The 25,016-nt window shown below is 57.8% G+C and carries 19 protein-coding genes, 2 tRNA genes and 3 rRNA genes; 13 read left to right on the top strand and 11 right to left on the bottom strand.

Translation table 11 applies throughout. From position 1 onward, the window contains the following. Positions 1–222: 222 nt before the first annotated feature. On the top strand, positions 223–1,641 hold the full coding sequence (gene leuC, locus BLU48_RS14860) for a 3-isopropylmalate dehydratase large subunit (protein WP_057023786.1): 1,419 nt from the start codon (positions 223–225) through the stop codon (positions 1,639–1,641). Further along, positions 1,638–2,252 carry a 3-isopropylmalate dehydratase small subunit gene (leuD, locus tag BLU48_RS14855; protein WP_057023765.1) on the top strand — a complete coding sequence of 205 codons (615 nt, stop codon included), beginning with the start codon at positions 1,638–1,640 and terminating at the stop codon, positions 2,250–2,252. The genes leuC and leuD overlap by 4 nt, the downstream gene beginning before the upstream one ends. A 225-nt stretch (positions 2,253–2,477) precedes the next feature. Here the strand turns inward: leuD and BLU48_RS14845 are convergent, their stop codons facing one another. The 4 genes from BLU48_RS14845 to soxR all read right to left on the bottom strand — a co-directional run bounded on the left by BLU48_RS14845 (position 2,478) and on the right by soxR (position 5,522). After that, positions 2,478–3,392 carry a LysR substrate-binding domain-containing protein gene (locus tag BLU48_RS14845; protein WP_138233635.1) on the bottom strand — a complete coding sequence of 305 codons (915 nt, stop codon included), beginning with the start codon at positions 3,390–3,392 and terminating at the stop codon, positions 2,478–2,480. 90 nt (positions 3,393–3,482) lie between these two features. Beyond that, positions 3,483–4,367 carry an alpha/beta fold hydrolase gene (locus tag BLU48_RS14840; protein ID WP_057023767.1) on the bottom strand — a complete coding sequence of 295 codons (885 nt, stop codon included), beginning with the start codon at positions 4,365–4,367 and terminating at the stop codon, positions 3,483–3,485. 163 nt (positions 4,368–4,530) lie between these two features. Continuing rightward, the gene (locus BLU48_RS14835; protein WP_057023768.1) at positions 4,531–4,986 is read right to left on the bottom strand and encodes a VOC family protein; all 456 of its coding nucleotides are present in this window, start codon (positions 4,984–4,986) and stop codon (positions 4,531–4,533) included. Between the two features lie 80 nt (positions 4,987–5,066). Then, a complete protein-coding gene (gene soxR, locus BLU48_RS14830) occupies positions 5,067–5,522 on the bottom strand; it encodes a redox-sensitive transcriptional activator SoxR (RefSeq protein WP_057023769.1) in 456 nt (151 codons plus the stop codon). Positions 5,523–5,622: 100 nt separating this feature from the next. Between soxR and BLU48_RS14825 the strand changes: the two genes are divergently transcribed. Then, complete coding sequence (locus tag BLU48_RS14825) at positions 5,623–5,988, top strand: antibiotic biosynthesis monooxygenase (protein ID WP_057023787.1); 366 nt, start codon at positions 5,623–5,625, stop codon at positions 5,986–5,988. Here BLU48_RS14825 and BLU48_RS14820 read toward each other — a convergent pair. Beyond that, positions 5,977–7,080, bottom strand: a complete 1,104-nt coding sequence (locus BLU48_RS14820) for a sigma-54 interaction domain-containing protein (RefSeq protein ID WP_057023770.1) — start codon at positions 7,078–7,080, stop codon at positions 5,977–5,979. The genes BLU48_RS14825 and BLU48_RS14820 overlap by 12 nt on opposite strands. Before the next feature lie 250 nt (positions 7,081–7,330). On the opposite strand from BLU48_RS14820, the gene BLU48_RS32305 reads away from it, so the two are divergent. The 3 genes from BLU48_RS32305 (at position 7,331) to BLU48_RS14805 (ending at position 10,852) form a co-directional block, all read left to right on the top strand. After that, positions 7,331–7,600, top strand: a complete 270-nt coding sequence (locus BLU48_RS32305) for a hypothetical protein (protein ID WP_082636675.1) — start codon at positions 7,331–7,333, stop codon at positions 7,598–7,600. Positions 7,601–7,833: 233 nt separating this feature from the next. Further along, positions 7,834–8,994, top strand: a complete 1,161-nt coding sequence (locus tag BLU48_RS14810) for a cysteine desulfurase family protein (protein ID WP_057023772.1) — start codon at positions 7,834–7,836, stop codon at positions 8,992–8,994. A 49-nt stretch (positions 8,995–9,043) separates the two neighbouring features. Then, positions 9,044–10,852, top strand: coding sequence for an aminopeptidase P family protein (locus BLU48_RS14805; RefSeq protein WP_057023773.1), 1,809 nt, complete (start codon positions 9,044–9,046; stop codon positions 10,850–10,852). A gap of 37 nt (positions 10,853–10,889) precedes the next feature. Here BLU48_RS14805 and BLU48_RS14800 read toward each other — a convergent pair whose 3' ends face one another. The 4 genes from BLU48_RS14800 to rhtA all read right to left on the bottom strand — a co-directional run bounded on the left by BLU48_RS14800 (position 10,890) and on the right by rhtA (position 13,690). Then, the gene (locus BLU48_RS14800; RefSeq protein WP_057023774.1) at positions 10,890–11,480 is read right to left on the bottom strand and encodes a 2-hydroxychromene-2-carboxylate isomerase; all 591 of its coding nucleotides are present in this window, start codon (positions 11,478–11,480) and stop codon (positions 10,890–10,892) included. Between the two features lie 35 nt (positions 11,481–11,515). After that, positions 11,516–12,247 (bottom strand): SDR family oxidoreductase, encoded by a 732-nt coding sequence (locus BLU48_RS14795; protein ID WP_057023775.1) that lies wholly within the window; start codon positions 12,245–12,247, stop codon positions 11,516–11,518. Positions 12,248–12,358: 111 nt separating this feature from the next. Further along, positions 12,359–12,640, bottom strand: a complete 282-nt coding sequence (locus BLU48_RS14790; RefSeq protein WP_003190182.1) for a hypothetical protein — start codon at positions 12,638–12,640, stop codon at positions 12,359–12,361. 162 nt (positions 12,641–12,802) lie between these two features. After that, positions 12,803–13,690 (bottom strand): threonine/homoserine exporter RhtA, encoded by an 888-nt coding sequence (rhtA, locus tag BLU48_RS14785; RefSeq protein WP_057023776.1) that lies wholly within the window; start codon positions 13,688–13,690, stop codon positions 12,803–12,805. Between the two features lie 641 nt (positions 13,691–14,331). On the opposite strand from rhtA, the gene BLU48_RS14775 reads away from it, so the two are divergent. The 6 genes from BLU48_RS14775 to mrdA all read left to right on the top strand — a co-directional run bounded on the left by BLU48_RS14775 (position 14,332) and on the right by mrdA (position 21,668). Further along, a 16S ribosomal RNA gene (locus BLU48_RS14775) occupies positions 14,332–15,868 on the top strand. A gap of 122 nt (positions 15,869–15,990) precedes the next feature. Continuing rightward, a tRNA-Ile gene (locus tag BLU48_RS14770) sits at positions 15,991–16,067 on the top strand. Positions 16,068–16,077: 10 nt separating this feature from the next. Beyond that, a tRNA-Ala gene (locus BLU48_RS14765) sits at positions 16,078–16,153 on the top strand. A gap of 237 nt (positions 16,154–16,390) precedes the next feature. After that, positions 16,391–19,282, top strand: a 23S ribosomal RNA gene (locus BLU48_RS14760). A 156-nt stretch (positions 19,283–19,438) separates the two neighbouring features. Then, positions 19,439–19,554 (top strand): 5S ribosomal RNA (rrf, locus tag BLU48_RS14755). Together the 16S, 23S and 5S rRNA genes with 2 tRNA genes alongside form the textbook arrangement of a ribosomal RNA operon. 221 nt (positions 19,555–19,775) lie before the next feature. Further along, positions 19,776–21,668 (top strand): penicillin-binding protein 2, encoded by a 1,893-nt coding sequence (gene mrdA, locus BLU48_RS14750; protein WP_057024254.1) that lies wholly within the window; start codon positions 19,776–19,778, stop codon positions 21,666–21,668. Between the two features lies 1 nt (position 21,669). Here the strand turns inward: mrdA and BLU48_RS14745 are convergent, their stop codons facing one another. Next, the gene (locus BLU48_RS14745) at positions 21,670–22,071 is read right to left on the bottom strand and encodes a GFA family protein (RefSeq protein WP_057024253.1); all 402 of its coding nucleotides are present in this window, start codon (positions 22,069–22,071) and stop codon (positions 21,670–21,672) included. A gap of 99 nt (positions 22,072–22,170) precedes the next feature. Between BLU48_RS14745 and BLU48_RS14740 the strand changes: the two genes are divergently transcribed. Further along, complete coding sequence (locus tag BLU48_RS14740) at positions 22,171–22,638, top strand: SRPBCC family protein (RefSeq protein WP_057024252.1); 468 nt, start codon at positions 22,171–22,173, stop codon at positions 22,636–22,638. Positions 22,639–22,680: 42 nt separating this feature from the next. Here the strand turns inward: BLU48_RS14740 and BLU48_RS14735 are convergent, their stop codons facing one another. Continuing rightward, the gene (locus BLU48_RS14735; protein ID WP_057024251.1) at positions 22,681–24,894 is read right to left on the bottom strand and encodes a TonB-dependent receptor; all 2,214 of its coding nucleotides are present in this window, start codon (positions 24,892–24,894) and stop codon (positions 22,681–22,683) included. Positions 24,895–25,016: the final 122 nt, after the last annotated feature.

The raw sequence follows: 25,016 nt of genomic DNA, 5'->3' as shown, positions 1-25,016 counted from the left end.
TCGTAGCTTTTGCTGACGCGACGGGCTGTATCTAAGTTAAGACGGATGAGAATGAGAAATCCCTAATGCATATATGAAAGTAAATGTTTCAGGTTCACATTCAGGCGGTATGGAAACGTTGATCGAACACGAAACATGTTTCATGCGATCACCCCGTCGCCATTGATGGGGCAGGACGGCTGGCTAGGATGGGCGGACCCCGTCGAGCGAGCCCGCAAGAAAATGACTGCCAGAACCCTCTACGACAAACACATCGATTCCCATACGGTGTGCGCCCTGGATGACCAGGGCCATGTTTTGCTTTATATCGACCGCCAGGTGATCAACGAATACACCAGCCCCCAGGCGTTCAGCGGCTTGCGCGAGGCCGGGCGCACGGTGTGGCGCCCCGGCACGGCGCTGGCGGTGGTCGACCATGTGAACCCCACCACTCCCACGCGGGTCGCGACCATGCCGGATGCCGGCGCGGCGCGACAGGTGGCCTACCTTGCGGAAAACTGCCGGGATTTCGGCGTCGAACTGCTGGATGTCCTCGACAAGCGTCAAGGCATCGAACACGTGATCGCGCCGGAGCAGGGGTTTATCCTGCCCGGTATGGTGATTGCCGCCGGAGATAGCCACACCACCACCTACGGCGCCCTCGGCGCATTCGGCTTTGGCATCGGCACCTCGGAAATCGAGCATCTGCTGGCCTCCCAGACCCTGGTCTACAAACGCTTGAAAACCCTGCTAGTGAACGTCGATGGCGAGCTGGCGCCGGGCCTGACTTCCAAGGACGTGATCATGGCGCTGATCAGCCAGATCGGTGCATCCGGTGCCACCGGCTACGCCATCGAGTTCCGTGGCACCACCCTCGATGCGCTGAGCATCGAAGCGCGCATGACCATCTGCAATATGGCCGTGGAGGCCGGCGCCCGTGGCGCGTTCATGGCGCCGGATGACAAGGTGTTCGCCTACCTCAAGGACAAGCCTCGCGCACCCCGGGGGGCGCTGTGGGAACAAGCCCTGCGTCAATGGCGCACGCTGCGCAGTGACGAGGGCGCGGTGTTTGACCGCGAAGTCCAACTGAATGCCGCCACCCTGGAACCCATGGTCACCTGGGGCACCAGCCCCGACCAGGCCGCGTCCATTGGCGCCCGTGTGCCCGACCCGCAGCACGTCAGCGATCTGATACTGCGCCAGGGCATGCGTCGCGCCCTCGATTACATGGGCCTGGAACCCGGCATGCCGCTGAGCGATATCGTCATCAGCCATGCGTTTATCGGTTCCTGCACCAACGCGCGCATCGAAGACCTGCGCGACGCCGCCCGCGTGGTGCGCGGCAAACAGGTGGCCGATCATGTACGCGCGATGATCGTACCGGGCTCCACGCAAGTCAGGGACCAGGCCGAAGCCGAAGGGCTGGCCGCGATCTTTATCGACGCTGGTTTCGAATGGCGTCAGTCGGGCTGCTCGATGTGCCTGGCGATGAACGACGACGTATTGGCCCCCGGCGACCGCTGTGCCTCCAGCACCAACCGCAATTTCGAAGGCCGCCAGGGTGCGGGGGCCCGCACTCACTTGATGAGCCCGGCGATGGTCGCCGCTGCCGCCATCACCGGCCGGCTCACCGATATCCGTGACCTTGGAGAGCGCCCATGAGCCTGCAACCCTTCACCCTGGTCACTGGCAAAGCCGCACCGATGCTGGCGGCCAATATCGATACCGATGTGATCATGCCCAAGCAGTTTCTCAAGGGCATCGATCGCAATGGCCTGGACCGTGGGCTGTTTTTTGACCTGCGTTTTTTGCCGTCCGGTGCGCCAAATTCCGAGTTCGTGCTCAATCAACCGGCCTGGCAAGGCGCGAGCTTTATGGTGGTGGGGCCGAACTTCGGCTGTGGCTCCAGCCGCGAGCATGCGGTGTGGGGCCTGAAGCAAATGGGCATTCGTGCTTTGATCGGCAGCAGCTTCGCCGGAATTTTCCAAGACAACTGCCAGCGTAACGGGCTGTTATTGATCACTCTGGAACAGAACGTGTTACACCGGCTTGCCCAAACCATCAGTCAAGCGGATCAGGCGCAGATCAGTATTGACCTTGAGGCCCAGCAGATTCGTCTGGCGGATGGCCAGTTGATCCCGTTCCAGATCGACACCTTGCGCAAGACGGCACTGTTACTCGGCCTGGATGCAATCGGCAGCACCTTGCAGCGCAGCGAGCAGATCAAGGCATTTGAGCGCCAGCACCTGGCGACGAAGCCCTGGCTCGATTGACACCGGGTGCTTCGTCGACTTAAGTGGGACCGACATGGGCGACGGGTTGTCCGAGGTGGCATTGATCTCCCGTGCGCAAAGCGAGCCCGATAGCTTGCGCTTGCCGCTGTTCAGCCTCTTGACCCTGATCCAGATGGCGGGCTTTGGCGTGGGCATGCTAGTGGTCAGGCCGTTCTGCGTTGGTGGTCATGACGATATGGCTGGGCTGCGCTGCTTACCGGAGGGTCAGATCGACAAACCCTTGAAGTGCTCCTGTAGAAACTCCACACAAGCCCTCAGTTTGCCGGAGTAGGCCAGGCGTGTCGGGTACACCGCCCATACGTTGGCGCTCTGGGTGTAGTCGTGCAGCACCTGCACCAGTTGGCCTTGCTCCAGCAGCGGTTTCACATCCCACATCGAGCGCAGCAGCAGGCCTCGCCCATCCAGTGCCCACTGCAACACGATCTCGCCGTTGTTGGATGACAGCGGCCCGCGAACGCGCACGCTGTGCGCTGTGCCATCGCGCTCCAGGTTCCAGATGCCGAAGGCATTATCGCGCTCCTTGATCACCAGGCAGTCATGATGCTCCAGGTCGCTCAGTTGCCGCGGCGTGCCCCGACGTTGCAAGTAGGACGGTGCGGCGCACAGCACTCGACGATTGCTCACCAGGCGTCGGCCGATGTGCTGGCCGGGGATGTCATCGCCCACCCGAATCTCCAGGTCGAAGCCTTCGCTGACGATATCCACCACGCGGTCGAACAGGTCCAGGCGGATGTCCAGTCCTGGGTATCTTTCTGCCAGCAATGACAGGGCCGGGGCCACATGATTGCGACCGAAGCCGAAGCTGCTGCACAAGTGCAGGTGCCCACGGGGGCTGTCATGGGCGTCGGACAGTTCATCCGAGAGTTGCTGAAAGTCTTCGAGGATGCGCACGGCCCAACGCTGCACCCGTTCGCCGTCTTCGGTCAGGGCGATGCGTCGGCTGGTGCGGTGCAGCAGGCGCGTGGCCAGTGTGGTTTCGAGGATCTGGATACGCTTGCTGACATAGGCTGGGGACAAGCCCAGTTCGTCGGCGGCTGCGGCAAAGCCGGCTTTGCGGATGACGGTGAGGAATACCCGCAGGTCTTCGGGCAGGGGCACGGTGGCTTTTTTGTTCGTCATCGCAGGCAGGTGTGGGAGGGTGAGTCGCCAGGATAGCATCGGTTGGGGAGGCTGCTGTGCTCGGGTAGCGGCCACGGCGGGAGGCACAGCTTATTTGGCTGCGCAAAGGAAGGGCAGGGCTTCACTCAGCAATAACTCCGGCGCCTCTTCTGCTATGTAGTGCCCGGCCGGCACCGCCTTGCCACGTACGTTGGTGGCGACTTTCTGCCATTCTCCGAGCGGGTCGAAACAGCGGCCGACGGTGCCGTCGGCGCCCCATATCACCAATAGAGGTAGATTCAGATGATGGCCGGCGTCGATGTCAGCCTGGTCATGTTCCAGGTCGATGCTCGCGGCGGCGCGATAGTCCTCGCAGATACCGGTGGCGGTGCCGGGCAATGTCAGGCAGCGCAGGTACTCGGCGAAGGCTTCGTCGGTGAATGGCTTGAGCCCGGCGCTGCGGCTGCCCATGACGCTGCGCAGGTACAACTCGGGGTTAGCTTCGATCAGGGCTTCCGGCAACGGCGCCGGGCGGATCAGGAAGAACCAGTGCCAGTAGGCGCGGGCGAAGGCTTCATCGGTCTGGGCGTACATCGCCAGGGTTGGCGCGATATCCAGCAGCACCATGCGCTTTACAACCTTGGGGTGGTCCAGGGCCAGGCGATGGGCGACGCGGGCGCCACGGTCGTGGGCCAGCACCGAGAACGTTTCGAAGCCCAGGGCCTGCATCAGTTCGACACCGTCCCTGGCCATTTGCCGTTTCGAATAATGGGTGTGATGTTCCTCGGCCGGTGGCTTGCTGCTGTCGCCATAACCGCGCAGGTCGGCAGCCACCACGCTGAAGTGTTCGGCCAATTGCCCTGCGACTTTATGCCAGATGACATGGGTTTGCGGGTGCCCGTGGAGCAGAAGCAGGCCGGAGCCTGTACCGCCTTTGCGGTAGCTGATGTCGACGCCGTTGACGTGGCACTGGTGTTTCTCGAAGCCGGCAAACATGGAGTGACTCCTTGTGATGATGACCTGCATCCTGGAATCACACGGCGGTTGGGGCAAGGGGAAAAGCGTGGGGAGGATGTTCATGAAGTGTGTAGAAGCCCGGCCCTTCAAACAAAGGAGATCCAATGTGGGAGGGGTTTTGCCCCCTCCCACCTTGAATGCACTACGGTTTGAACATCTCCATGGCACGCTGGCGGATTTGCTCCTCGGTCAGGTCTTCCTTGTGTGTAGCCAGGAACCACAGGTGCCCGAACGGATCTTTCACACTCGCGGAGCGGTCGCCATAGAACTGGTCCTGTGGCGCAGACACTTCGATGGCGCCGGCCTCAATGGCTTGTTTGAACTGTGCATCCACATCGTTGACATACAAGTGCAAACCGACACTGGGGTGTGTATCCGGGTTGCGCAGGGCCGTTTCATCGCACGGCGTGCCCAGCATGATCACCGCTTCGCCAATCCGCAGCTCGGCGTGGCCGACCCTGCCGTCGGGCATGTCCAGGCGCATGAACACTGTGGCGTCGAAGGCCTTCTGATAGAACTCGATCGCCTTTGCGGCCTCGTTGATCCCCATATAGGGGGTAATGCCGTGATAACCGTCGGGAATAGGTTTAACGCTCATAACGTTCTCCTTTATTGTGGTTATGGAGTGACAACCTTTTCACTATAGGTCACGCCGCACCACCCCATTATTGATTGGGCCTACAGGTCGGAATCAAGGGTGGGTTCCAACAGCTGGGCACCGGGGCCGCGCTCACCCAACTGATCGTCCTGGTTGCGCAACGGGCACGCCTCCATCGACAGGCATCCACAACCGATACAGCCATTAAGCTTGTCCCGCAGCAGCATCAGTTTGTTGATGCGCTCATCCAGGTCTTCACGCCATAACGCCGACATTCGCTCCCAGTCGCGAGCGTTCGGTGTGCGCCCATCGGGCAGCGCCTGCAATGCTTCGCCAATGGTCGCCAGTGGAATGCCCAAGCGCTGGGCGATCTTGATCAGCACCACCCGCCGCAGTACGTCCCGTGGATAACGCCGTTGGTTGCCGGCATTGCGATTGCTCTTGATCAACCCTTTGGATTCGTAGAAGTGCAGGGCAGTGACCGCCACGCCGCTGCGGGCCGCCAGCTGACCGACGCTGAGTTCCTTGTTGAGCATGAAAAACTCCCAGGCAGTGCTTGACCTCGACTTAGCTAGAGGTTTTACCCTGCATGACATCGAATCGCAAGATTCTGCCTACAAAGAAAGGGGCGTGTTCATGCAGGTATCAGAGAAAAATCGCAGCTTCGCTCAATTGATCGAGTTTCATATCGAGCCCCGTCAGCAATCCGCCCTGGTGGCAGCCTTGACCACCCAGAGCGAGCGCCTGGCCGAAAGCCATGGCGGCTTTTTGAGTGCCAGCGTACAAGTCAGCGATGATGGTCGGCGGGTGCTCAATTACCTGCAATGGCAATCCCGCGAGGCCGGTGAGGCGGCCTTCAAGTGCTTTGAGCAGGGCGATGCGGATTTCTGGACGCTGATCCGCGCTCACCAGGCCACGGCCGTGACCTTCGGTTCGTTCCAGGTGCTGCGCAGTTTTGAGCGCAGCCAGGATGACGCGTTGCACTGCAGGCTAAATGGATAGATGCAGCATTCGCTCGCCTTGCAGGTTTTCCCCTGGCCGACGCTTGTTCACCGCCAACTCGCCGATCTTGATCAGGCGCGTGCGCGTCACATTGCGGCTCAAGCCCAGCAGGTTGGCGGTGTGCACCTGGTTGTAATGGCTGAAGCGGTAAGCGGCGCGTAATAATGCGTCCTCGACCTTTTCGTGCAGGGCGCCGGCCTGCTCCTCGAAGAGCTTTTGAAACGCCCGTGCCAACAGGGCTTCGGCGCTGTTATCGAGGCCATGCCGGCTGTCGTCCTGGCGCTCGATGCGCAGGTTCGACAGGCGCAGGTCGTCGCGCTCGATCACGCCGTTGCGGCAGGTCAGCAGCGTGTGGTGAATCACATTTTCCAGCTCGCGAATATTGCCCGGCCAGCTGTAGCTACGGAGCTTGTGCTCGGCTTCGCGGCTGATGGTGACCAGGCCGTAACCCAGGCGCCGGCTATAGGTTTCGATAAAGTGCCGGGTCAACGGCAGGATATCGCCGGGGCGCTCGCGCAGTGGGCTGAGCTCCAGGCTAACCACGTCGAGGCGGTAGTAGAGGTCTTCGCGGAAGTGCCCGGCGTTGATGGCCTTTTCCAGTTGCACGTTGGTGGCGGCCAGGACCCGCACATCGATTGGAATACTTTTGCGCGAACCCAGGCGCACCACTTCACGCTCTTGCAACACCCGCAGTAACTTGACCTGGATAGCCATCGGCAAGTCGCCGATTTCATCGAGAAACAAAGTGCCGCCTTGCGCTTCTTCGAACCAGCCGGCCTTGGCGCAGAGGGCTCCGGTAAACGCGCCTTTCTCGTGGCCGAACAGCTCGGCCTCCACCAGGGATCCAGAGAAGGCTCCGCAGTTCACCGCCACGAACGGCCGTTTGCGCCGTGCGCTGAGGTTGTGGATATGCCGCGCCACCAGTTCCTTGCCGGTGCCGGTCTCGCCAATGATCAGTACGCTGGCTTCGCTCGGCGCCACTTGCCGGATATGCTCGAGCAACGCCTGGGATTTCGGGTCTTCGAAAACCTGGGCCGTGGCGCGGATCGAGGTCGCAAGGGCGGGCGAGGGCGGGAGGGTCAAAAGCTGCATGGGCACCTCTGTTTGAAATGGAGCGTCGGATCGGCATGGACTGGTTAGTGGAGTTAGATATAGAAGAATACGTTTATTCCGTAAACGTACGTATTTCTATATTTATAGGCCTTAAGTGAATAAGTAGAAGATGCTATCTGGTATGCCGTAACGGTTGATAGCGACTATCACGGACGGTGATTTTTCACCGCGGAGGGGCGGGAGTAGCCTGTGTTCATTGACTTGAAACCACCTTTGCAGGGCCTCCGCCATGAACCGTTTGCTCGCTGTTTCTTTTTTACTTGTCACCTCTGTCCTCGCAGGTTGTGCGTCCCAGCCGTCACCTGAGCTGCGGCCTTATACCGCGGAAGAAACCAGGCAATTGGCCTTGGAAGCCCTGGGTCGCCGTGGTTTGTCGTTTGACGACTATCAACGCCAGCGCGCCGCGTTGCTTGGCCAGCCACAGCAACCCTTCGGCTTTGATCACCAGGGTGAAATGAACGCCGAGCGCAGCGTCGTCCTGCATGGTCGTCCCAGTTGAGCCCGCTTCCTGCGGCAAAAAGCCCGAGGCTTCCCATAAGGAACCTCGGGCTTTTTGTTTGCCATGGGCTACTTCAGCCTGTTAAGCTGAATTCCAGGAGCGTTCCTACGCACATTTAAATAAAGTGGTCCTTCTTTAATGGCACTCGATCGGTTAAACCTGACGACCTCTGTTCTGGTCGATGCCTCCTGAGACGCTGCTCTCGGGAATACGCTCTGCGAGTTTTTAACGTCATGAATAAACGTCCGTTGTATTTCGACTACGCCGCCACTACGCCGGTGGATGATCGGGTTATCCAGGTGATGGTCGAGTGCCTGGGCTTCAATGCCAACTTCGGTAACCCTGCGTCCAGTTCCCATGCGTTTGGCCAGGCGGCTCGGCATACGGTTGAACAGGCGCGTCGCCAGGTCGCCGAGTTGGTCGGCGCCCAGCCTGAGCAGATCGTCTGGACCTCCGGTGCTACAGAATCCAACAACCTGGCGCTCAAGGGCGTGGCCCAGGCCCGTGGTGTGGCGGGTGGGCATATCATCACCAGCCAGATTGAGCACAAGGCCACACTGGATACCGCGCGGCAATTGCAGGACGCCGGCGTGGCGGTGACTTACCTGGTGCCGGATGCCCACGGCTTGATCAGCGTCGACGCCGTCAGCGAAGCCCTGCGCGAGGACACCTTCCTGGTCTCGCTGATGCTGGTCAATAACGAGCTGGGCACTCTGAACGACATCCCGGCCATCGGCGCCCGCGTGCGTGAGCATGGCGCGTTGTTCCATGTGGATGCGGCGCAGGGGGCGGGCAAGGTGGCCATTGACCTGGCCCAGTGGCCGGTGGACTTGATGTCGTTCTCTGCGCACAAACTGTACGGTCCCAAGGGGATCGGTGCGTTGTACGTCGGGCCTCGGGCACAGCAGAAGGTACTGGCGCAGATTCATGGTGGAGGCCACGAAGGCGGATTGCGTTCCGGCACCCTGGCGACCCACCAGATTGCAGGCATGGGCACGGCATTTGCCTTGGCGGCGGCGTCCTTCGCTGATGAGAAGGCCAAGATTGTTGCGCTGCGCCAGCGCCTGCTGGATCAACTGGCGTCAGTCGCCGGCCTGCGTCTCAATGGCAGCCCCACCCAGCGTATTCCACATACCCTCAGCCTGACGTTCAGCGAAGGCGAATTCAATTCCGCCGCACTGAGCGCGGGCATTGCCTTTTCCGCGACTTCCGCGTGCAATTCGTCAAGCAATGCGCCGTCCCATGTGCTCCTGGCCTTGGGGCATGATGTACGCAGCGCCGGACGCACTATCCGCTTGAGCCTGGGCCGGTTTACCACCGAACAGGATATCGACGAAGCGGCCCGGCTGATCAACGCCGCACTGGCCAGCGCGCCGGCGTTCTGGGCGGTCTGATTTATCTTTCGCAACATATAACAATTATTCGTGGTTAGCAGGAGACACAATGAGTACGCAGCCTTTGACCCATGGAACGGTTCCCCAGCGCCTGGCGCATACCCGTGAACTGATGCGCCGCGAGGGCATTCATGCCCTGCTGGTGCCATCGGCCGACCCGCACTTGTCCGAGTACTTGCCGGGTTACTGGCAAGGGCGCCAATGGTTGTCGGGGTTTCATGGTTCGGTGGGAACACTGATCGTCACGGCGGATTTTGCCGGGGTCTGGGCTGATAGCCGCTACTGGGAACAGGCGACCAAGGAACTCAAGGGCAGCGGCATCGAGCTGGTCAAACTGCAACCGGGCCAACCTGGGCCGCTGGAGTGGCTGGCCGAGCAAACCCCCGAAGGCGGCGTGGTGGCCGTGGATGGCGCGGTCATGGCCGTGGCCTCGGCGCGTACCCTGGGCAGCAAGCTGGTCGAGCGCGGTGCCCGCCTGCGTACCGATATCGACCTGCTCAACGAAGTCTGGCAAGACCGCCCGGCGCTGCCGAACCAGCCGATCTACCAGCATCTGCCGCCCCAAGCCACCGTCAGCCGTGGCGAGAAACTTGCCGCATTGCGCGCCAGTTTGAAAGACAAGGGCGCCGATTGGCATTTCATCGCGACGCTGGATGACATCGCCTGGTTATTCAACCTGCGCGGCGGTGATGTGTCGTTCAATCCGGTGTTCGTGTCCTTTGCGTTGATCAATCAACAGCAGGCCACCTTGTTTGTGGCGCTGGGCAAGGTCGATGCCGAACTCAGGGCCATGCTTGAGCAGGATGGCGTGACCTTGCGCGACTACAGCGAAGTGGCCGATGCGCTGCGTGCCGTGCCGTCGGGTGCAAGCTTGCAGGTGGACCCCGCACGCGTGACGGCTGGCTTGCTGGAAAACCTCGACACTGGCGTCAAGCTGGTGGAAGGTCTGAACCCGACCACCCTTGCCAAATCGCGCAAGAGCCTGGCGGACGCGGAACATATCCGACAGGCCATGGAGCAGGATGGCGCGGCATTGTGCGAATTTTTCGCCTGGCTCGATAGCGCCCTGGGCCGCGAGCGCATTACCGAACTGACTATCGACGAACACCTGACCGCTGCGCGTACCCGTCGCCCCGGTTATGTGTCGCTTAGCTTCAACACCATTGCCGCGTTCAACGCCAATGGCGCGATGCCGCACTACCACGCCACCGAAGAAGAACACGCGCTGATCGAAGGGGATGGCTTGCTGTTGATCGACTCGGGTGGCCAATACCTGGGCGGAACCACCGACATCACCCGCATGGTGCCCATCGGTACGCCGAGTGAAGAGCAGAAACGCGATTGCACACGTGTGCTCAAGGGAGTGATTGCCCTGTCCCGTGCGCACTTCCCCAAAGGCATCCTGTCACCATTGCTGGACGCCATTGCTCGTGCGCCGATCTGGGCCGAAGGGGTGGACTACGGCCACGGCACAGGCCATGGCGTAGGTTATTTCCTCAATGTGCATGAGGGCCCGCAGGTCATTGCTTACCAGGCCGTTGCTGCGCCACAAACGGCGATGCAGCCGGGGATGATTACTTCGATTGAACCAGGTACTTATCGTCCCGGCCGTTGGGGCGTGCGTATTGAAAACCTGGTACTGAACCGTGAAGCGGGCAAGACCGAGTTTGGCGAATTCCTCAAGTTCGAAACCCTGACCTTGTGCCCGATTGATACCCGTTGCCTGGAGCCGTCGTTGCTGACGGCGGACGAGCGTGAGTGGTTCAACGCGTACCACGCCGAAGTGCGTGAGCGCTTGAGCCCGTTGCTCAGTGGTGCGGCGCTCGAGTGGCTGCAGGTGCGCACCGCGGCCATTTGATTTATTGCAGCCGGCCCGCGCCGGCTGCAAGCGAAATCTAGCTGAGAGCTTCGCGCACAAAGTCCAGACGGTCCTGGCCAAAGAACAGCTGGTTGTCGACAAAAAAGCTGGGGGCGCCGAACACGCCGCGTTTGACGGCTTGTTCGGTGTTGTCCTTGAGCGCGTTCTTGACGGTTTCGTCATTGGACAGGGCCAGTACTTGCCCTGGATCAAACCCATGTTCGCTGAGAACACTGGCCAGCACCTCGGGATCGCCCAGGTGACGGCCTTCTACCCAGAGCGCACGGAACAGGCAGTCGATAAAGTCGAGGAGGCGCTCAGCCTGGTGGATTTGCATGCCGGTGATTGCGCGCATCAGTATCAGGGTATTGATGGGGAAGTTCGGGTTAAACCTGAGCGGTACATTGTAGCGTTTGGCGTAACGCGCCAAGTCATCCAGCATGTAGCGCCCCTTGGCCGGCACCATGATCGGTGAGGCATTGCCAGTGGCCTTGAATACGCCGCCCAACAGCATCGGCTGATACACCAGCTGTGCGCCCGTTTCGGCGCAGAGAGCCGGCAGCTGGGTGTAGGCCAGGTAAGTGGCAGGGCTGCCCAGATCGAAGAAAAACTCCAGGGTTTTACTCATGGTCGATACTCGCTGCTTATTGTTATAGGGGCGTGTTACCAGGGTTCGTTCCAGGGGCGCAGATCCAGTTCGAACGTCCACGCATCACGTGGCTGGCTATGCAGGTACCAGTAGTTGTCGGCAATGTGGTCTGGGTTGAGGATGCCGTCCTGGTCCTTGAGGGCATATTTTTGCGGGAAGTTATCGCGAATAAAGTCGGTATCGATGGCTCCGTCGACCACCACATGGGCGACGTGGATGCCCATCGGGCCTAATTCCCGCGCCATGCTTTGGGCGAGGGCGCGGATGCCGTGCTTTGCACCGGCGAACGCGGCGAACCCTGCGGCTCCGCGCAAGCCCGCAGTCGCGCCGGTAAACAGGAGGGTGCCGCGGTTACGGGTGACCATTCGCTTGGCAACTTCACGTGCATTCAAGAAACCGGAAAAACACGCCATTTCCCAGATTTTGAAATACTTGCGTGCGGTTTCTTCCAGAATGCTGCAAGGCACGTTGGCGCCGATGTTGAAGACAAACGCTTCAATAGGCCCGAGTTCGGTCTCGATTTGCTCGACCAGTGCGATAACGTCTTCTTCTTTACGTGCGTCACAGGCAAAACCGTGGGCTTCACCGCCTGCCGATTGGATGCTGTCTACCAGGGGTTGCAGTCTGTCGGCGCTGCGACGGGTAACGCAGGCAATGTAGCCTTCGCGGGCAAAGCGCTTGGCGATGGCGCCACCGGTTGCGTCACCTGCACCGACTACCAATACGATTTTCTTGTTGTGCGTCATGGGAACTCCATTGGCTCGATGATCGAGCAGGAGTTTAGCCGCCGTGTCGCAAAAGGCATTTGGAATGTGGTGGGAATTTGAGACGAGCAGCCAAGAGAGGCTGCTCGGCAGCTATTTACAGATGACGATCATACTGCGGCTGGTATAGCCGGCAGGATTGAGGCCGAAGGGATAGTCCCCAGGCTCCTCGGAGTTGTCGCCGGACTTGGCAATCACCCGATACCCCTTGGCGCCGCATGAGTTGGCTGCACTGGTGTAGCACTGGTCCCAGGAGGAGGACAGGCCAGAACAGTTGATGTGCAACCCTTTTTTGCCCCGTTTCACTTCTGTTTTGGTGGTTGCAGCACAGCCAGCGATGCCCACAACCAGCAACAGTATCAAAATTCGTTTCATTCCCATCCTTAATAGCCGCTCTGCAGAAGAACAGAGCCGCTTACTCGCTCTCGAGCGTAGCGTTCATGCTGTCCGTGTCGAAATTCTCCATGAATGACATTCGGTTACGGCTTAAACATGGCCTAAATGAGCGGCAAATACCAGAGTTGGTGTTAAAGAGGGTCAGTCAGCGGGTACCAGCGGTTTTGATTCGTTGCGCATCGTCAAAGTGGCGCCCACGGAAGCCAGGATAATGCAGGTAATCGCCAGCCACTGGGCGAGGGATAGGTGCTCATTCAGGAAGAATAGGCCGGAGAGGGCGCCGAACGCCGGTTCGATACTCATCAGCGTACCGAATGTGCGTGCGGGGAGGCGAGTCAGTGCGACCATCTCCAACGTATAGGGCAAGGCGGTCGACAGAATCGCAACGCCAATGGCGATAGGGATCAGGGCGGGCGTCAGCAATGCGGCGCCGGCATGCACGATGCCGATCGGCGCTACGAACAGGGCTGCAATCATTACGCCGAGGGCGGCGGTCTGGACACCGTTGTCATTCCCCGCCTTTTGGCCAAACAGGATATAGAGCGCCCAGCATACGCCTGCGCCCAGCGCGTAAGCGGCCCCAACCCAGTCGATACCGCTGCTGGCCTCGCCCATCGGGATCAGCAGGAGCAGGCCGATGATTGCGAGCGCAATCCAGAGGAAGTCGACTGCTCGCCGCGACGCGTAGATAGCGACGGCGAGCGGGCCTGTGAATTCCAGTGCTACCGCAATTCCCAAGGGCACGGTGCGCAGGGACATATAGAAGAGGAAGTTCATGCCACCCAGCGCCATTCCGTAGATGATCACTGTGCGCAGGGACTTTGCCGTCAGCTTGGCGCGCCATGGGCGTAATAAAAGCAGCATGATCACACTGGCGAAGATCAAGCGCAGAGTAGTAGTGCCTTGCGCGCCGACAATAGGGAACATGCTCTTGGCCAGTGAGGCACCGGATTGGATGGAGGCCATGGCGATCAACAGCAGGCCGACGGGAAACAGTGCGCAGGCCAAGCCGCGGGGAGGGGTGGTCATTGGAGGTGTTCTTCCGAAGTCATAGTCGATGAGCAGATGTCGCTATGATGCTTAACTGTTCAGTGATGAGCAATATATTGCTCAATTTGCCGTTTAAGTCCTTCTATATAGAAGGATTATGGCGTTTGCAGCTGTATTGATAGAAAACCTGAATTAAGCCTTGACGGCAAATTCTGAAAGCCTATAATTCGCCCCACTTCCGGCGCAGTCGAAACGGAAAACTCCTTGGTAAACAATGAGTTATGAAGTTTTCGGCAGCAAGTAGCTTCAGTTCATCGAAGCCCAAAGGAAGTTGAAAAAGAGGTGTTGACAGCAGCGTGTAACGCTGTAGAATTCGCCTCCCGCTGATGAGAGATCAGAAGCGCAAGTGGTTGAAGTTGTTGAAGAAATCTTCGAAAGCTTCTGAAAATAATCACTTGACAGCAAATGAGGCTGCTGTAGAATGCGCGCCTCGGTTGAGACGAAAGCTCTTAACCAACCGCTCTTTAACAACTGAATCAAGCAATTCGTGTGGGTGCTTGTGGAGTCAGACTGATAGTCAACAAGATTATCAGCATCACAAGTTACTCCGCGAGAAATCAAAGATGTAACCAACGATTGCTGAGCCAAGTTTAGGGTTTCTTAAAAACCCAAAGATGTTTGAACTGAAGAGTTTGATCATGGCTCAGATTGAACGCTGGCGGCAGGCCTAACACATGCAAGTCGAGCGGTAGAGAGAAGCTTGCTTCTCTTGAGAGCGGCGGACGGGTGAGTAATGCCTAGGAATCTGCCTGGTAGTGGGGGATAACGTTCGGAAACGGACGCTAATACCGCATACGTCCTACGGGAGAAAGCAGGGGACCTTCGGGCCTTGCGCTATCAGATGAGCCTAGGTCGGATTAGCTAGTTGGTGGGGTAATGGCTCACCAAGGCGACGATCCGTAACTGGTCTGAGAGGATGATCAGTCACACTGGAACTGAGACACGGTCCAGACTCCTACGGGAGGCAGCAGTGGGGAATATTGGACAATGGGCGAAAGCCTGATCCAGCCATGCCGCGTGTGTGAAGAAGGTCTTCGGATTGTAAAGCACTTTAAGTTGGGAGGAAGGGTTGTAGATTAATACTCTGCAATTTTGACGTTACCGACAGAATAAGCACCGGCTAACTCTGTGCCAGCAGCCGCGGTAATACAGAGGGTGCAAGCGTTAATCGGAATTACTGGGCGTAAAGCGCGCGTAGGTGGTTTGTTAAGTTGGATGTGAAATCCCCGGGCTCAACCTGGGAACTGCATTCAAAACTGACTGACTAGAGTATGGTAGAGGGTGGTGGAATTTCCTGTGTAGCGGTGAAATGCGTAGATATAGGAAGGAACACCAGTGGCGAAGGCGACCACCTGGACTGATACTGACACTGAGGTGCGAAAGCGTGGGGAGCAAACAGGATTAGATACCCTGGTAGTCCACGCCGTAAACGATGTCAACTAGCCGTTGGGAGCCTTGAGCTCTTAGTGGCGCAGCTAACGCATTAAGTTGACCGCCTGGGGAGTACGGCCGCAAGGTTAAAACTCAAATGAATTGACGGGGGCCCGCACAAGCGGTGGAGCATGTGGTTTAATTCGAAGCAACGCGAAGAACCTTACCAGGCCTTGACATCCAATGAACTTTCTAGAGATAGATTGGTGCCTTCGGGAACATTGAGACAGGTGCTGCATGGCTGTCGTCAGCTCGTGTCGTGAGATGTTGGGTTAAGTCCCGTAACGAGCGCAACCCTTGTCCTTAGTTACCAGCACGTAATGGTGGGCACTCTAAGGAGACTGCCGGTGACAAACCGGAGGAAGGTGGGGATGACGTCAAGTCATCATGGCCCTTACGGCCTGGGCTACACACGTGCTACAATGGTCGGTACAGAGGGTTGCCAAGCCGCGAGGTGGAGCTAATCCCAGAAAACCGATCGTAGTCCGGATCGCAGTCTGCAACTCGACTGCGTGAAGTCGGAATCGCTAGTAATCGCGAATCAGAATGTCGCGGTGAATACGTTCCCGGGCCTTGTACACACCGCCCGTCACACCATGGGAGTGGGTTGCACCAGAAGTAGCTAGTCTAACCTTCGGGGGGACGGTTACCACGGTGTGATTCATGACTGGGGTGAAGTCGTAACAAGGTAGCCGTAGGGGAACCTGCGGCTGGATCACCTCCTTAATCGACGACATCAGCTGCTCCATAAGTTCCCACACGAATTGCTTGATTCATTGAAGAAGACGATAGAAGCAGCTTTAAGCTCCAAGCTGATAGCTCTTAGCTAATCAGTTGCGCTCGAAATTGGGTCTGTAGCTCAGTTGGTTAGAGCGCACCCCTGATAAGGGTGAGGTCGGCAGTTCGAATCTGCCCAGACCCACCAATTTTGTTATGGGGCCATAGCTCAGCTGGGAGAGCGCCTGCCTTGCACGCAGGAGGTCAACGGTTCGATCCCGTTTGGCTCCACCATTAACTGCTTCTGCTGTTAGAGTTTAGAAATGAATATTCTGAAGTGAATATTGATTTCTAGTCTTTGATTAGATCGTTCTTTAAAAATTTGGGTATGTGATAGAAAGATAGACTGAACGTTACTTTCACTGGTAACGGATCAGGCTAAGGTAAAATTTGTGAGTTCTCTTAATTGAGAAATTCGAATTTTCGGCGAATGTCGTCTTCACAGTATAACCAGATTGCTTGGGGTTATATGGTCAAGTGAAGAAGCGCATACGGTGGATGCCTTGGCAGTCAGAGGCGATGAAAGACGTGGTAGCCTGCGAAAAGCTTCGGGGAGTCGGCAAACAGACTTTGATCCGGAGATGTCTGAATGGGGGAACCCAGCCATCATAAGATGGTTATCTTGTACTGAATACATAGGTGCAAGAGGCGAACCAGGGGAACTGAAACATCTAAGTACCCTGAGGAAAAGAAATCAACCGAGATTCCCTTAGTAGTGGCGAGCGAACGGGGACTAGCCCTTAAGTGGCTTTGAGATTAGCGGAACGCTCTGGAAAGTGCGGCCATAGTGGGTGATAGCCCTGTACGCGAAAATCTCTTAGTCATGAAATCGAGTAGGACGGAGCACGAGAAACTTTGTCTGAATATGGGGGGACCATCCTCCAAGGCTAAATACTACTGACTGACCGATAGTGAACTAGTACCGTGAGGGAAAGGCGAAAAGAACCCCGGAGAGGGGAGTGAAATAGATCCTGAAACCGTATGCGTACAAGCAGTGGGAGCCCACTTTGTTGGGTGACTGCGTACCTTTTGTATAATGGGTCAGCGACTTATTTTCAGTGGCGAGCTTAACCGAATAGGGGAGGCGTAGCGAAAGCGAGTCTTAATAGGGCGTCTAGTCGCTGGGAATAGACCCGAAACCGGGCGATCTATCCATGGGCAGGTTGAAGGTTGGGTAACACTAACTGGAGGACCGAACCGACTACCGTTGAAAAGTTAGCGGATGACCTGTGGATCGGAGTGAAAGGCTAATCAAGCTCGGAGATAGCTGGTTCTCCTCGAAAGCTATTTAGGTAGCGCCTCATGTATCACTGTAGGGGGTAGAGCACTGTTTCGGCTAGGGGGTCATCCCGACTTACCAAACCGATGCAAACTCCGAATACCTACAAGTGCCGAGCATGGGAGACACACGGCGGGTGCTAACGTCCGTCGTGAAAAGGGAAACAACCCAGACCGTCAGCTAAGGTCCCAAAGTTATGGTTAAGTGGGAAACGATGTGGGAAGGCTTAGACAGCTAGGAGGTTGGCTTAGAAGCAGCCACCCTTTAAAGAAAGCGTAATAGCTCACTAGTCGAGTCGGCCTGCGCGGAAGATGTAACGGGGCTCAAACCATACACCGAAGCTACGGGTATCACGTAAGTGATGCGGTAGAGGAGCGTTCTGTAAGCCTGTGAAGGTGAGTTGAGAAGCTTGCTGGAGGTATCAGAAGTGCGAATGCTGACATGAGTAACGACAATGGGTGTGAAAAACACCCACGCCGAAAGACCAAGGTTTCCTGCGCAACGTTAATCGACGCAGGGTTAGTCGGTCCCTAAGGCGAGGCTGAAAAGCGTAGTCGATGGAAAACAGGTTAATATTCCTGTACTTCTGGTTATTGCGATGGAGGGACGGAGAAGGCTAGGCCAGCTTGGCGTTGGTTGTCCAAGTTTAAGGTGGTAGGCTGAGATCTTAGGTAAATCCGGGATCTTAAGGCCGAGAGCTGATGACGAGTCATCTTTTAGATGACGAAGTGGTTGATGCCATGCTTCCAAGAAAAGCTTCTAAGCTTCAGGTAACCAGGAACCGTACCCCAAACCGACACAGGTGGTTGGGTAGAGAATACCAAGGCGCTTGAGAGAACTCGGGTGAAGGAACTAGGCAAAATGGCACCGTAACTTCGGGAGAAGGTGCGCCGGTGAGGGTGAAGGACTTGCTCCGTAAGCTCATGCCGGTCGAAGATACCAGGCCGCTGCGACTGTTTATTAAAAACACAGCACTCTGCAAACACGAAAGTGGACGTATAGGGTGTGACGCCTGCCCGGTGCCGGAAGGTTAATTGATGGGGTTAGCTAACGCGAAGCTCTTGATCGAAGCCCCGGTAAACGGCGGCCGTAACTATAACGGTCCTAAGGTAGCGAAATTCCTTGTCGGGTAAGTTCCGACCTGCACGAATGGCGTAACGATGGCGGCGCTGTCTCCACCCGAGACTCAGTGAAATTGAAATCGCTGTGAAGATGCAGTGTATCCGCGGCTAGACGGAAAGACCCCGTGAACCTTTACTATAGCTTTGCACTGGACTTTGAATTTGCTTGTGTAGGATAGGTGGGAGGCTTTGAAGCGTGGACGCCAGTCTGCGTGGAGCCAACCTTGAAATACCACCCTGGCAACTTTGAGGTTCTAACTCAGGTCCGTTATCCGGATCGAGGACAGTGTATGGTGGGTAGTTTGACTGGGGCGGTCTCCTCCTAAAGAGTAACGGAGGAGTACGAAGGTGCGCTCAGACCGGTCGGAAATCGGTCGTAGAGTATAAAGGCAAAAGCGCGCTTGACTGCGAGACAGACACGTCGAGCAGGTACGAAAGTAGGTCTTAGTGATCCGGTGGTTCTGTATGGAAGGGCCATCGCTCAACGGATAAAAGGTACTCCGGGGATAACAGGCTGATACCGCCCAAGAGTTCATATCGACGGCGGTGTTTGGCACCTCGATGTCGGCTCATCACATCCTGGGGCTGAAGCCGGTCCCAAGGGTATGGCTGTTCGCCATTTAAAGTGGTACGCGAGCTGGGTTTAGAACGTCGTGAGACAGTTCGGTCCCTATCTGCCGTGGACGTTTGAGATTTGAGAGGGGCTGCTCCTAGTACGAGAGGACCGGAGTGGACGAACCTCTGGTGTTCCGGTTGTCACGCCAGTGGCATTGCCGGGTAGCTATGTTCGGAATAGATAACCGCTGAAAGCATCTAAGCGGGAAACTAGCCTCAAGATGAGATCTCACCGGGACCTTGAGTCCCCTGAAGGGCCGTCGAAGACTACGACGTTGATAGGTTGGGTGTGTAAGCGCTGTGAGGCGTTGAGCTAACCAATACTAATTGCCCGTGAGGCTTGACCATATAACACCCAAGCAATTTGTTTCTCTAACGAGCATCAGATTGCGGTGTGTGAAGACGAAATGAACCGAAAGTTCGACGCTCACAAAGCACCGACCGCTGTCACATACCCAATTTGCTGAAGCGAGGCCAGCTGGCCACGACTCAGTACCCGAATTTCTTGACGACCATAGAGCATTGGAACCACCTGATCCCATCCCGAACTCAGTAGTGAAACGATGCATCGCCGATGGTAGTGTGGGGTTTCCCCATGTGAGAGTAGGTCATCGTCAAGATTAAATTCCGAAACCCCAATTGCGAAAGCAGTTGGGGTTTTGTTTTGGGCGCTCGGAAATGCCCTCAGTTCCTGGTCCTCATCCCCATTAAATAACCTGCCGTTGAGGGAAATCGATGCAAAGTGTTTCTGCATTTTTGGTATGGTGCAGCACATTTTCACAAGGATTGATCTTTATCCGCAGGAGGCGGCGTCGACCTTTTTCAACGAGATGCTGTAGAAATGCCTGAACCGATACCTATCAAAGATCACGAAAAAGAAAACCGCCTGGTCAACAAGCGCTTGCTCGCCTGTGCGCTGTTGGTGATCGGCATCACCTGTGCCCTGGTAGGGCGCATGTATTTCCTGCAGGTGGTGCAGTACGACTATCACTCCACGATTTCCGAAAACAACCGGGTCCACGTACTGCCCATCACCCCGACTCGCGGCTTGATCTATGACCGCAATGGCGTAGTGCTGGCCGACAACCGTCCGAGTTACAACCTGACTATCACCCGCGAGCGCACCACCGATCTCAAGGGCGAGCTGGACGCAATCGTCAATCTGCTGCACCTGCCTGCCGAAGACCGTGCGGTGTTCGATAAGGCGCTCAAGCAGGCTCGTCACCCGTTTGTTCCCGTCACCTTGTTCTATGAGTTGACCGAAGAACAAATCGCCGTGTTGGCCGTCAACGAGTTCCGTCTACCTGGCGTGGACGTCGAGCCACAATTCGTTCGTCATTACCCACTGGGCGCGCACTTTGCGCATTCCATTGGTTACGTCGGTCGCATTAACGAAAAAGAATCCAAGACCCTCGATTCCGTGGAATACCGCGGTACCCAGTCCATCGGCAAGACCGGGATCGAGCGTTTCTACGAGTCCGAACTGCACGGCCACGTCGGGTATGAAGAGGTCGAGACTAATGCCCAGGGACGCGTATTGCGGGTGCTCAAGCACACTGACCCAATCCCTGGTAAAAACATCGTCCTTAGCCTCGACGTCAAGCTACAGGAAGCCGCCGAAGAGGCCCTGGGCGACCGTCGTGGTTCGGTGGTGGCCCTGGATCCGCAAACCGGTGAAGTACTGGCGATGGTCAGCAAGCCGAGTTTCGACCCTAACCTGTTCGTCACTGGCATCAGCTTCAAAGAATACGCTGCGCTGCACGATTCCATCGACCGCCCACTGTTCAACCGCGTACTGCGCGGGCTCTATGCGCCGGGTTCCACCATCAAGCCGGAAGTGGCCATCGCCGGCCTCGACAGTGGCGTTGTCACCCCGCAAACCCGGGTGTTCGATCCCGGTTACTACCAGCTGCCGGACTTCGATCACAAATACCGCAACTGGAATCACAGCGGCGACGGCTGGGTGGACATGGACGCGGCCATCATGCGTTCCAACGACACTTACTTCTACGACCTGGCCCACAAGCTGGGCATCGACCGTCTACATGACTATCTCGCCGAGTTCGGCCTCGGTCAGAAAGTATCCCTGGACATGTTCGAAGAGTCTGCGGGCCTGATGCCTTCCCAGGCCTGGAAACGTGCGACCCGTCGCCAGCCATGGTTCCCGGGTGAAACCGTGATCCTCGGTATCGGCCAGGGCTATATGCAGGTGACGCCGCTGCAATTGGCCCAGGCCACCGCATTGATCGCCAACAAAGGTGTTTGGAACCGGCCACATCTGGCCAAGACCATCAACGGCATACCCCCCGTGGACGAAAACCCGATGCCCAACGTGGTCCTCAAGGATCCGCGTGATTGGGAGCAGGTCAACCACGGCATGCAATTGGTGATGCACGATCCACGCGGTATTGCCCGGGCCGCAGCGCAAGGTGCCCAATATCGCATCGCCGGCAAGAGTGGTACCGCCCAGGTAGTGGCGATCAAGCAGGGTGAGCGCTACAACCGCAACAAGACGTTGGAGCGCCATCGCGATAACGCCTTGTTCGTCGGCTTCGCGCCGGCCGAACATCCGAAAATCGTGATTTCAGTCATGATCGAAAACGGTGAGGCCGGCGGCCGTGTGGCCGGGCCCGTGGTGCGACAGATCATGGACGCTTGGCTGCTCGACCAGGAAGGTCATCTCAAACCGCAATATGCGACACCCGCCAAGGCGCCAGGCGACCCACGCGTCTGACTCAGGCCTTCCATTCGTCCCAGCGCTCAACGCCGTCATAGGCAAGCCAGGGTACCTCATGGGACGTCCAGATATGCGAGGTGGGCCGGGTGCCTGGGTCATCATCCAGCGTCGCCACCCGCACAATCACGTGAGGCTGATGCCCACGTTCGGCGATCAGATGTGAGCCGCAGCGTGAGCAGAAATGCCGGCGTTTGCCCGGTGAAGATTCAAAGGACGACAGCAGTTCTTCACCCTGCGTCCAGCGAAAGTGTTCGCGCATCACCCCGGCCGTGGCGACAAACGCGGCCGCGTGCGCCTTGCGACAGCTTTTGCAGTGGCAGTGACTGATGGGCATGTCCAGGCTGTCCACCTGGTAGCGCACCGCTTTGCACAAGCAACTTCCATTCAATGGGTCAGTCATAACCTATGGTCAGGTCAAGGATGGGGTCATCATCATCGCGCACAACTGAAGGTTGCGCATTGATCGATGTCGCCTACTGTTCAATGGAGGAGGTGACTCATGCACGTATTAGATCGCATCGAACGAAAAGTCCTGCTCAACGCATCACGCAAGCAGGTTTGGGAGGCACTGACGCAGGCCGAGCAATTTGGTGATTGGTTCGGTATCGCGCTCAAGGGCAAAACCTTTGTTGCCGGGGAAACCCTCGAAGCGCCGATTACCTATCCAGGCTACGAACATGTGGTGTGGAAGGTCAGGATCGAACGCATCCTGCCGCAAACGCTGTTTTCTTTCTGGTGGCACCCTTACGCGGTAGAAGCGGGCGTCGACTACGACGAGGAAACACCGACCCTGGTGGAGTTCACCATTGAGGATCGTGCGCCGGGCATCTTGTTGCGGGTTGTTGAATCCGGTTTTGACAACGTGCCCGAGGCCCGGCGCCAGAAAGCCTTCAAGATGAACTCCCGTGGCTGGGATGAGCAGGTGGGCAACATCGAAAACTACCTGAGCGAAACCCCGCCGAAGTGATGGGATACAAGGGGGAGTTCAGCCCCCCATGTTTTCACGCGTTTAGAAATCAATCGTCGCCGACAACTTCGCCACTCGCGGATCACCCTGGCTCAGGAACCCACCCTGGGCCGATTCCCAGTACTTCTGGTTGGCGACGTTCTCCACCGTTGCGCCCACCGTCACCTCGCGCTCATCCAGTGTGAAGGTATAGCGCGCACCGACGTCGAAGCGGTTCCAGGCCGGCAGGCTCAGGTTGTTGGCTGCATCGGCGTACTGGCCGCCGGTGCGTAGCATGCGGCCGCTGAGGGTCACGCCTTGCAGGCCGGGTACATCCCAATCCACACCGGCGTTGAGCTGGAATGAAGGAACGCCGATGGCACGGTTGCCGTCATTGGCGCCGTTGAGGGTGCCCTTGAGTTCGGTCTTCATCAGCGTCACTCCGCCCAGCAAGCGCAGGCCGCTGACCGGTTCGCCGAAGACGTTCAGCTCGACGCCCTTGTTGATCTGCTCGCCTTCACGCACGTAGCGCGCCGTGGTGGCGTCGATGGCCTCGGCATAACCTGCGCCGGGCTGCTCGATACGATAGACGCCCAGTGTCGCGCCATAGGTGCCCATGTCCACCTTGACGCCAGCTTCGATCTGCTTGGAGCGCGCGGGCGCATAGGCTTGCCCGCCACCGATGACCGTCAGTTCGCCTGATTTGAGCGGCGACGTCGGGCCCTGTGCCAGGCCTTCGATGCGGTTGGCATACAGCGACACATGCTCCCATGGCTTGAACACGATGCCGTACACCGGCGTGGTGATCGATTCGTCATAGTTGGCGGTGCGGCTGCCGCTCATGTAGTTGTAACTCTGTACCACCATCTGTTGGCGGCGGGCACCCAGGGTCACCAGCAGGCGGTCATCGAAGAAGCCGAGAGTGTCGGACACTGCTGCGCTGCGCACGAAAGTCTTGCCGGTGATAGTCGGGTCGCTGAAGTCGGTACCTGGGGTATTGCGTGGGCTGTTCAAGGCCGGTGGTGCGCCGGTCACAGGGTGATAGATATTGGTCGGTGTCTTGGCGCTGGCAAACACATAGGCGTTGCGCTCCTCGGTCCAGATACCAGCCAGGCCGAAGTTGAGCCGATGACTGACGGCCCCAGTCTGGAACTTGCCGTTCAGGCCGCCCATCGCGCTGGTGTTGTTTTCTTCGCGGGCGATGGTCGAACCGCTGGCGTTGGCATTACCGAAGTTATCGCTCAAGGTCACCGACGAGTAGCGCCCCATCTCACGGCTGTGCTTGGCACCCGCTGCTGCATAGGCGGTCCAGTTCTCGTTCAGGTCGTACTCGGCGCGCAGCATCCCCAAGGTATCTTCAAGGTTGGTACTGCTCCAGCTCGGCGCATAGTTGGTATCTGCCGAGGGCGCATCCGGCACGTGGGTGATCTTGCCGAGGAATACCGAGTTGCGTCCGCCGTTGATACGTTGCTTCTGATACACAAAATCACCGGACAGGCGCAACGCATCGCCGCGGTAGTCGAGGCCGACGGCAAACAGCTTCGAACGCTGGTTTTCATCGTCAATGCCGGTATCGCCTTCGCGCTGGGACAGGTTGACCCGTGCGCCAAACTGGTTGTCTTCACCGAAACGCTGGCCGATATCCAAGTGCTCGCCAATCCGCCCATCGCTGCTGATGTCGGTGCTGAACCGCCGCAGCGGTACATCATCGGCGCGCTTGGGTTGCAGGTTGACACCGCCGCCAATCCCCGAGCCAGTGGGGGTGACGCCATTGATAAAGGCGTTGGGGCCCTTGAACACTTCTACGCGCTCCAGGGCGTCGGTGGAGATGATCTGGCGCGGCAGGATGCCATACAAGCCGTTATAGGAAATGTCGTCGCCATTCAACGGCAGGCCACGGATCATGAAAGTCTGTGACTGGTTCGCATACCCCGAGGCCTGACGCACGGAAGAGTCATTGAGCAACACGTCGCCGACGGTTTCCGCCTGCTGGTCGCGAATCAGTTTCTCGGTGTAGGAGGACATGCTGAAGGGCACGTCCATGATGTCCTGGTTGCCCAGAACACCCAATTGGCCACCGCGTGCCACCTGGCCACCTGCAAACTCGGGTGGCAATGCGGTGGGCGCGGGCGCTTCGGCATTGATGCTGGTTGCGCCTAGCTCCAATGCGTTATCCGCACCCGCTGGCGGTGCCGCCTGTGCAGCAAAACTCAGGGAACAGCAAAGGGCGAGCAGGGTGGGGCGAAACGGCACAGTGGGAGCGTTACAGATGGGCATGATCGATCCTGACGGCGAACCGTCAACGGTGTGAGGAAGTGGACAACGACTTTGCGCTTCCTCACTGCGCGAATACGACTCCAGCGCAGATGATAGTAATTACTATTAACGATCTGCAACAA

The organism is Pseudomonas synxantha (assembly GCF_900105675.1).
GTDB lineage: Bacteria > Pseudomonadota > Gammaproteobacteria > Pseudomonadales > Pseudomonadaceae > Aquipseudomonas > Aquipseudomonas synxantha.
This window is presented reverse-complemented; position numbering and strand designations above follow the sequence as displayed.

Coding starts and splice junctions, on each gene's coding strand:
- BLU48_RS14810 (WP_057023772.1), top strand. CDS start 7,834: ATGAATAAACGTCCGTTGTATTTCGACTACGCCGCCACTACGCCGGTG.
- BLU48_RS14795 (WP_057023775.1), bottom strand. CDS start 12,247: ATGACGCACAACAAGAAAATCGTATTGGTAGTCGGTGCAGGTGACGCA.
- BLU48_RS14790 (WP_003190182.1), bottom strand. CDS start 12,640: ATGAAACGAATTTTGATACTGTTGCTGGTTGTGGGCATCGCTGGCTGT.
- BLU48_RS32305 (WP_082636675.1), top strand. CDS start 7,331: ATGAACCGTTTGCTCGCTGTTTCTTTTTTACTTGTCACCTCTGTCCTC.
- BLU48_RS14800 (WP_057023774.1), bottom strand. CDS start 11,480: ATGAGTAAAACCCTGGAGTTTTTCTTCGATCTGGGCAGCCCTGCCACT.
- BLU48_RS14845 (WP_138233635.1), bottom strand. CDS start 3,392: ATGACGAACAAAAAAGCCACCGTGCCCCTGCCCGAAGACCTGCGGGTA.
- BLU48_RS14805 (WP_057023773.1), top strand. CDS start 9,044: ATGAGTACGCAGCCTTTGACCCATGGAACGGTTCCCCAGCGCCTGGCG.
- BLU48_RS14740 (WP_057024252.1), top strand. CDS start 22,171: ATGCACGTATTAGATCGCATCGAACGAAAAGTCCTGCTCAACGCATCA.
- BLU48_RS14840 (WP_057023767.1), bottom strand. CDS start 4,367: ATGTTTGCCGGCTTCGAGAAACACCAGTGCCACGTCAACGGCGTCGAC.
- rhtA (WP_057023776.1), bottom strand. CDS start 13,690: ATGACCACCCCTCCCCGCGGCTTGGCCTGCGCACTGTTTCCCGTCGGC.
- BLU48_RS14825 (WP_057023787.1), top strand. CDS start 5,623: ATGCAGGTATCAGAGAAAAATCGCAGCTTCGCTCAATTGATCGAGTTT.
- BLU48_RS14835 (WP_057023768.1), bottom strand. CDS start 4,986: ATGAGCGTTAAACCTATTCCCGACGGTTATCACGGCATTACCCCCTAT.
- soxR (WP_057023769.1), bottom strand. CDS start 5,522: ATGCTCAACAAGGAACTCAGCGTCGGTCAGCTGGCGGCCCGCAGCGGC.
- BLU48_RS14820 (WP_057023770.1), bottom strand. CDS start 7,080: ATGCAGCTTTTGACCCTCCCGCCCTCGCCCGCCCTTGCGACCTCGATC.
- BLU48_RS14745 (WP_057024253.1), bottom strand. CDS start 22,071: ATGACTGACCCATTGAATGGAAGTTGCTTGTGCAAAGCGGTGCGCTAC.
- leuC (WP_057023786.1), top strand. CDS start 223: ATGACTGCCAGAACCCTCTACGACAAACACATCGATTCCCATACGGTG.
- mrdA (WP_057024254.1), top strand. CDS start 19,776: ATGCCTGAACCGATACCTATCAAAGATCACGAAAAAGAAAACCGCCTG.
- leuD (WP_057023765.1), top strand. CDS start 1,638: ATGAGCCTGCAACCCTTCACCCTGGTCACTGGCAAAGCCGCACCGATG.
- BLU48_RS14735 (WP_057024251.1), bottom strand. CDS start 24,894: ATGCCCATCTGTAACGCTCCCACTGTGCCGTTTCGCCCCACCCTGCTC.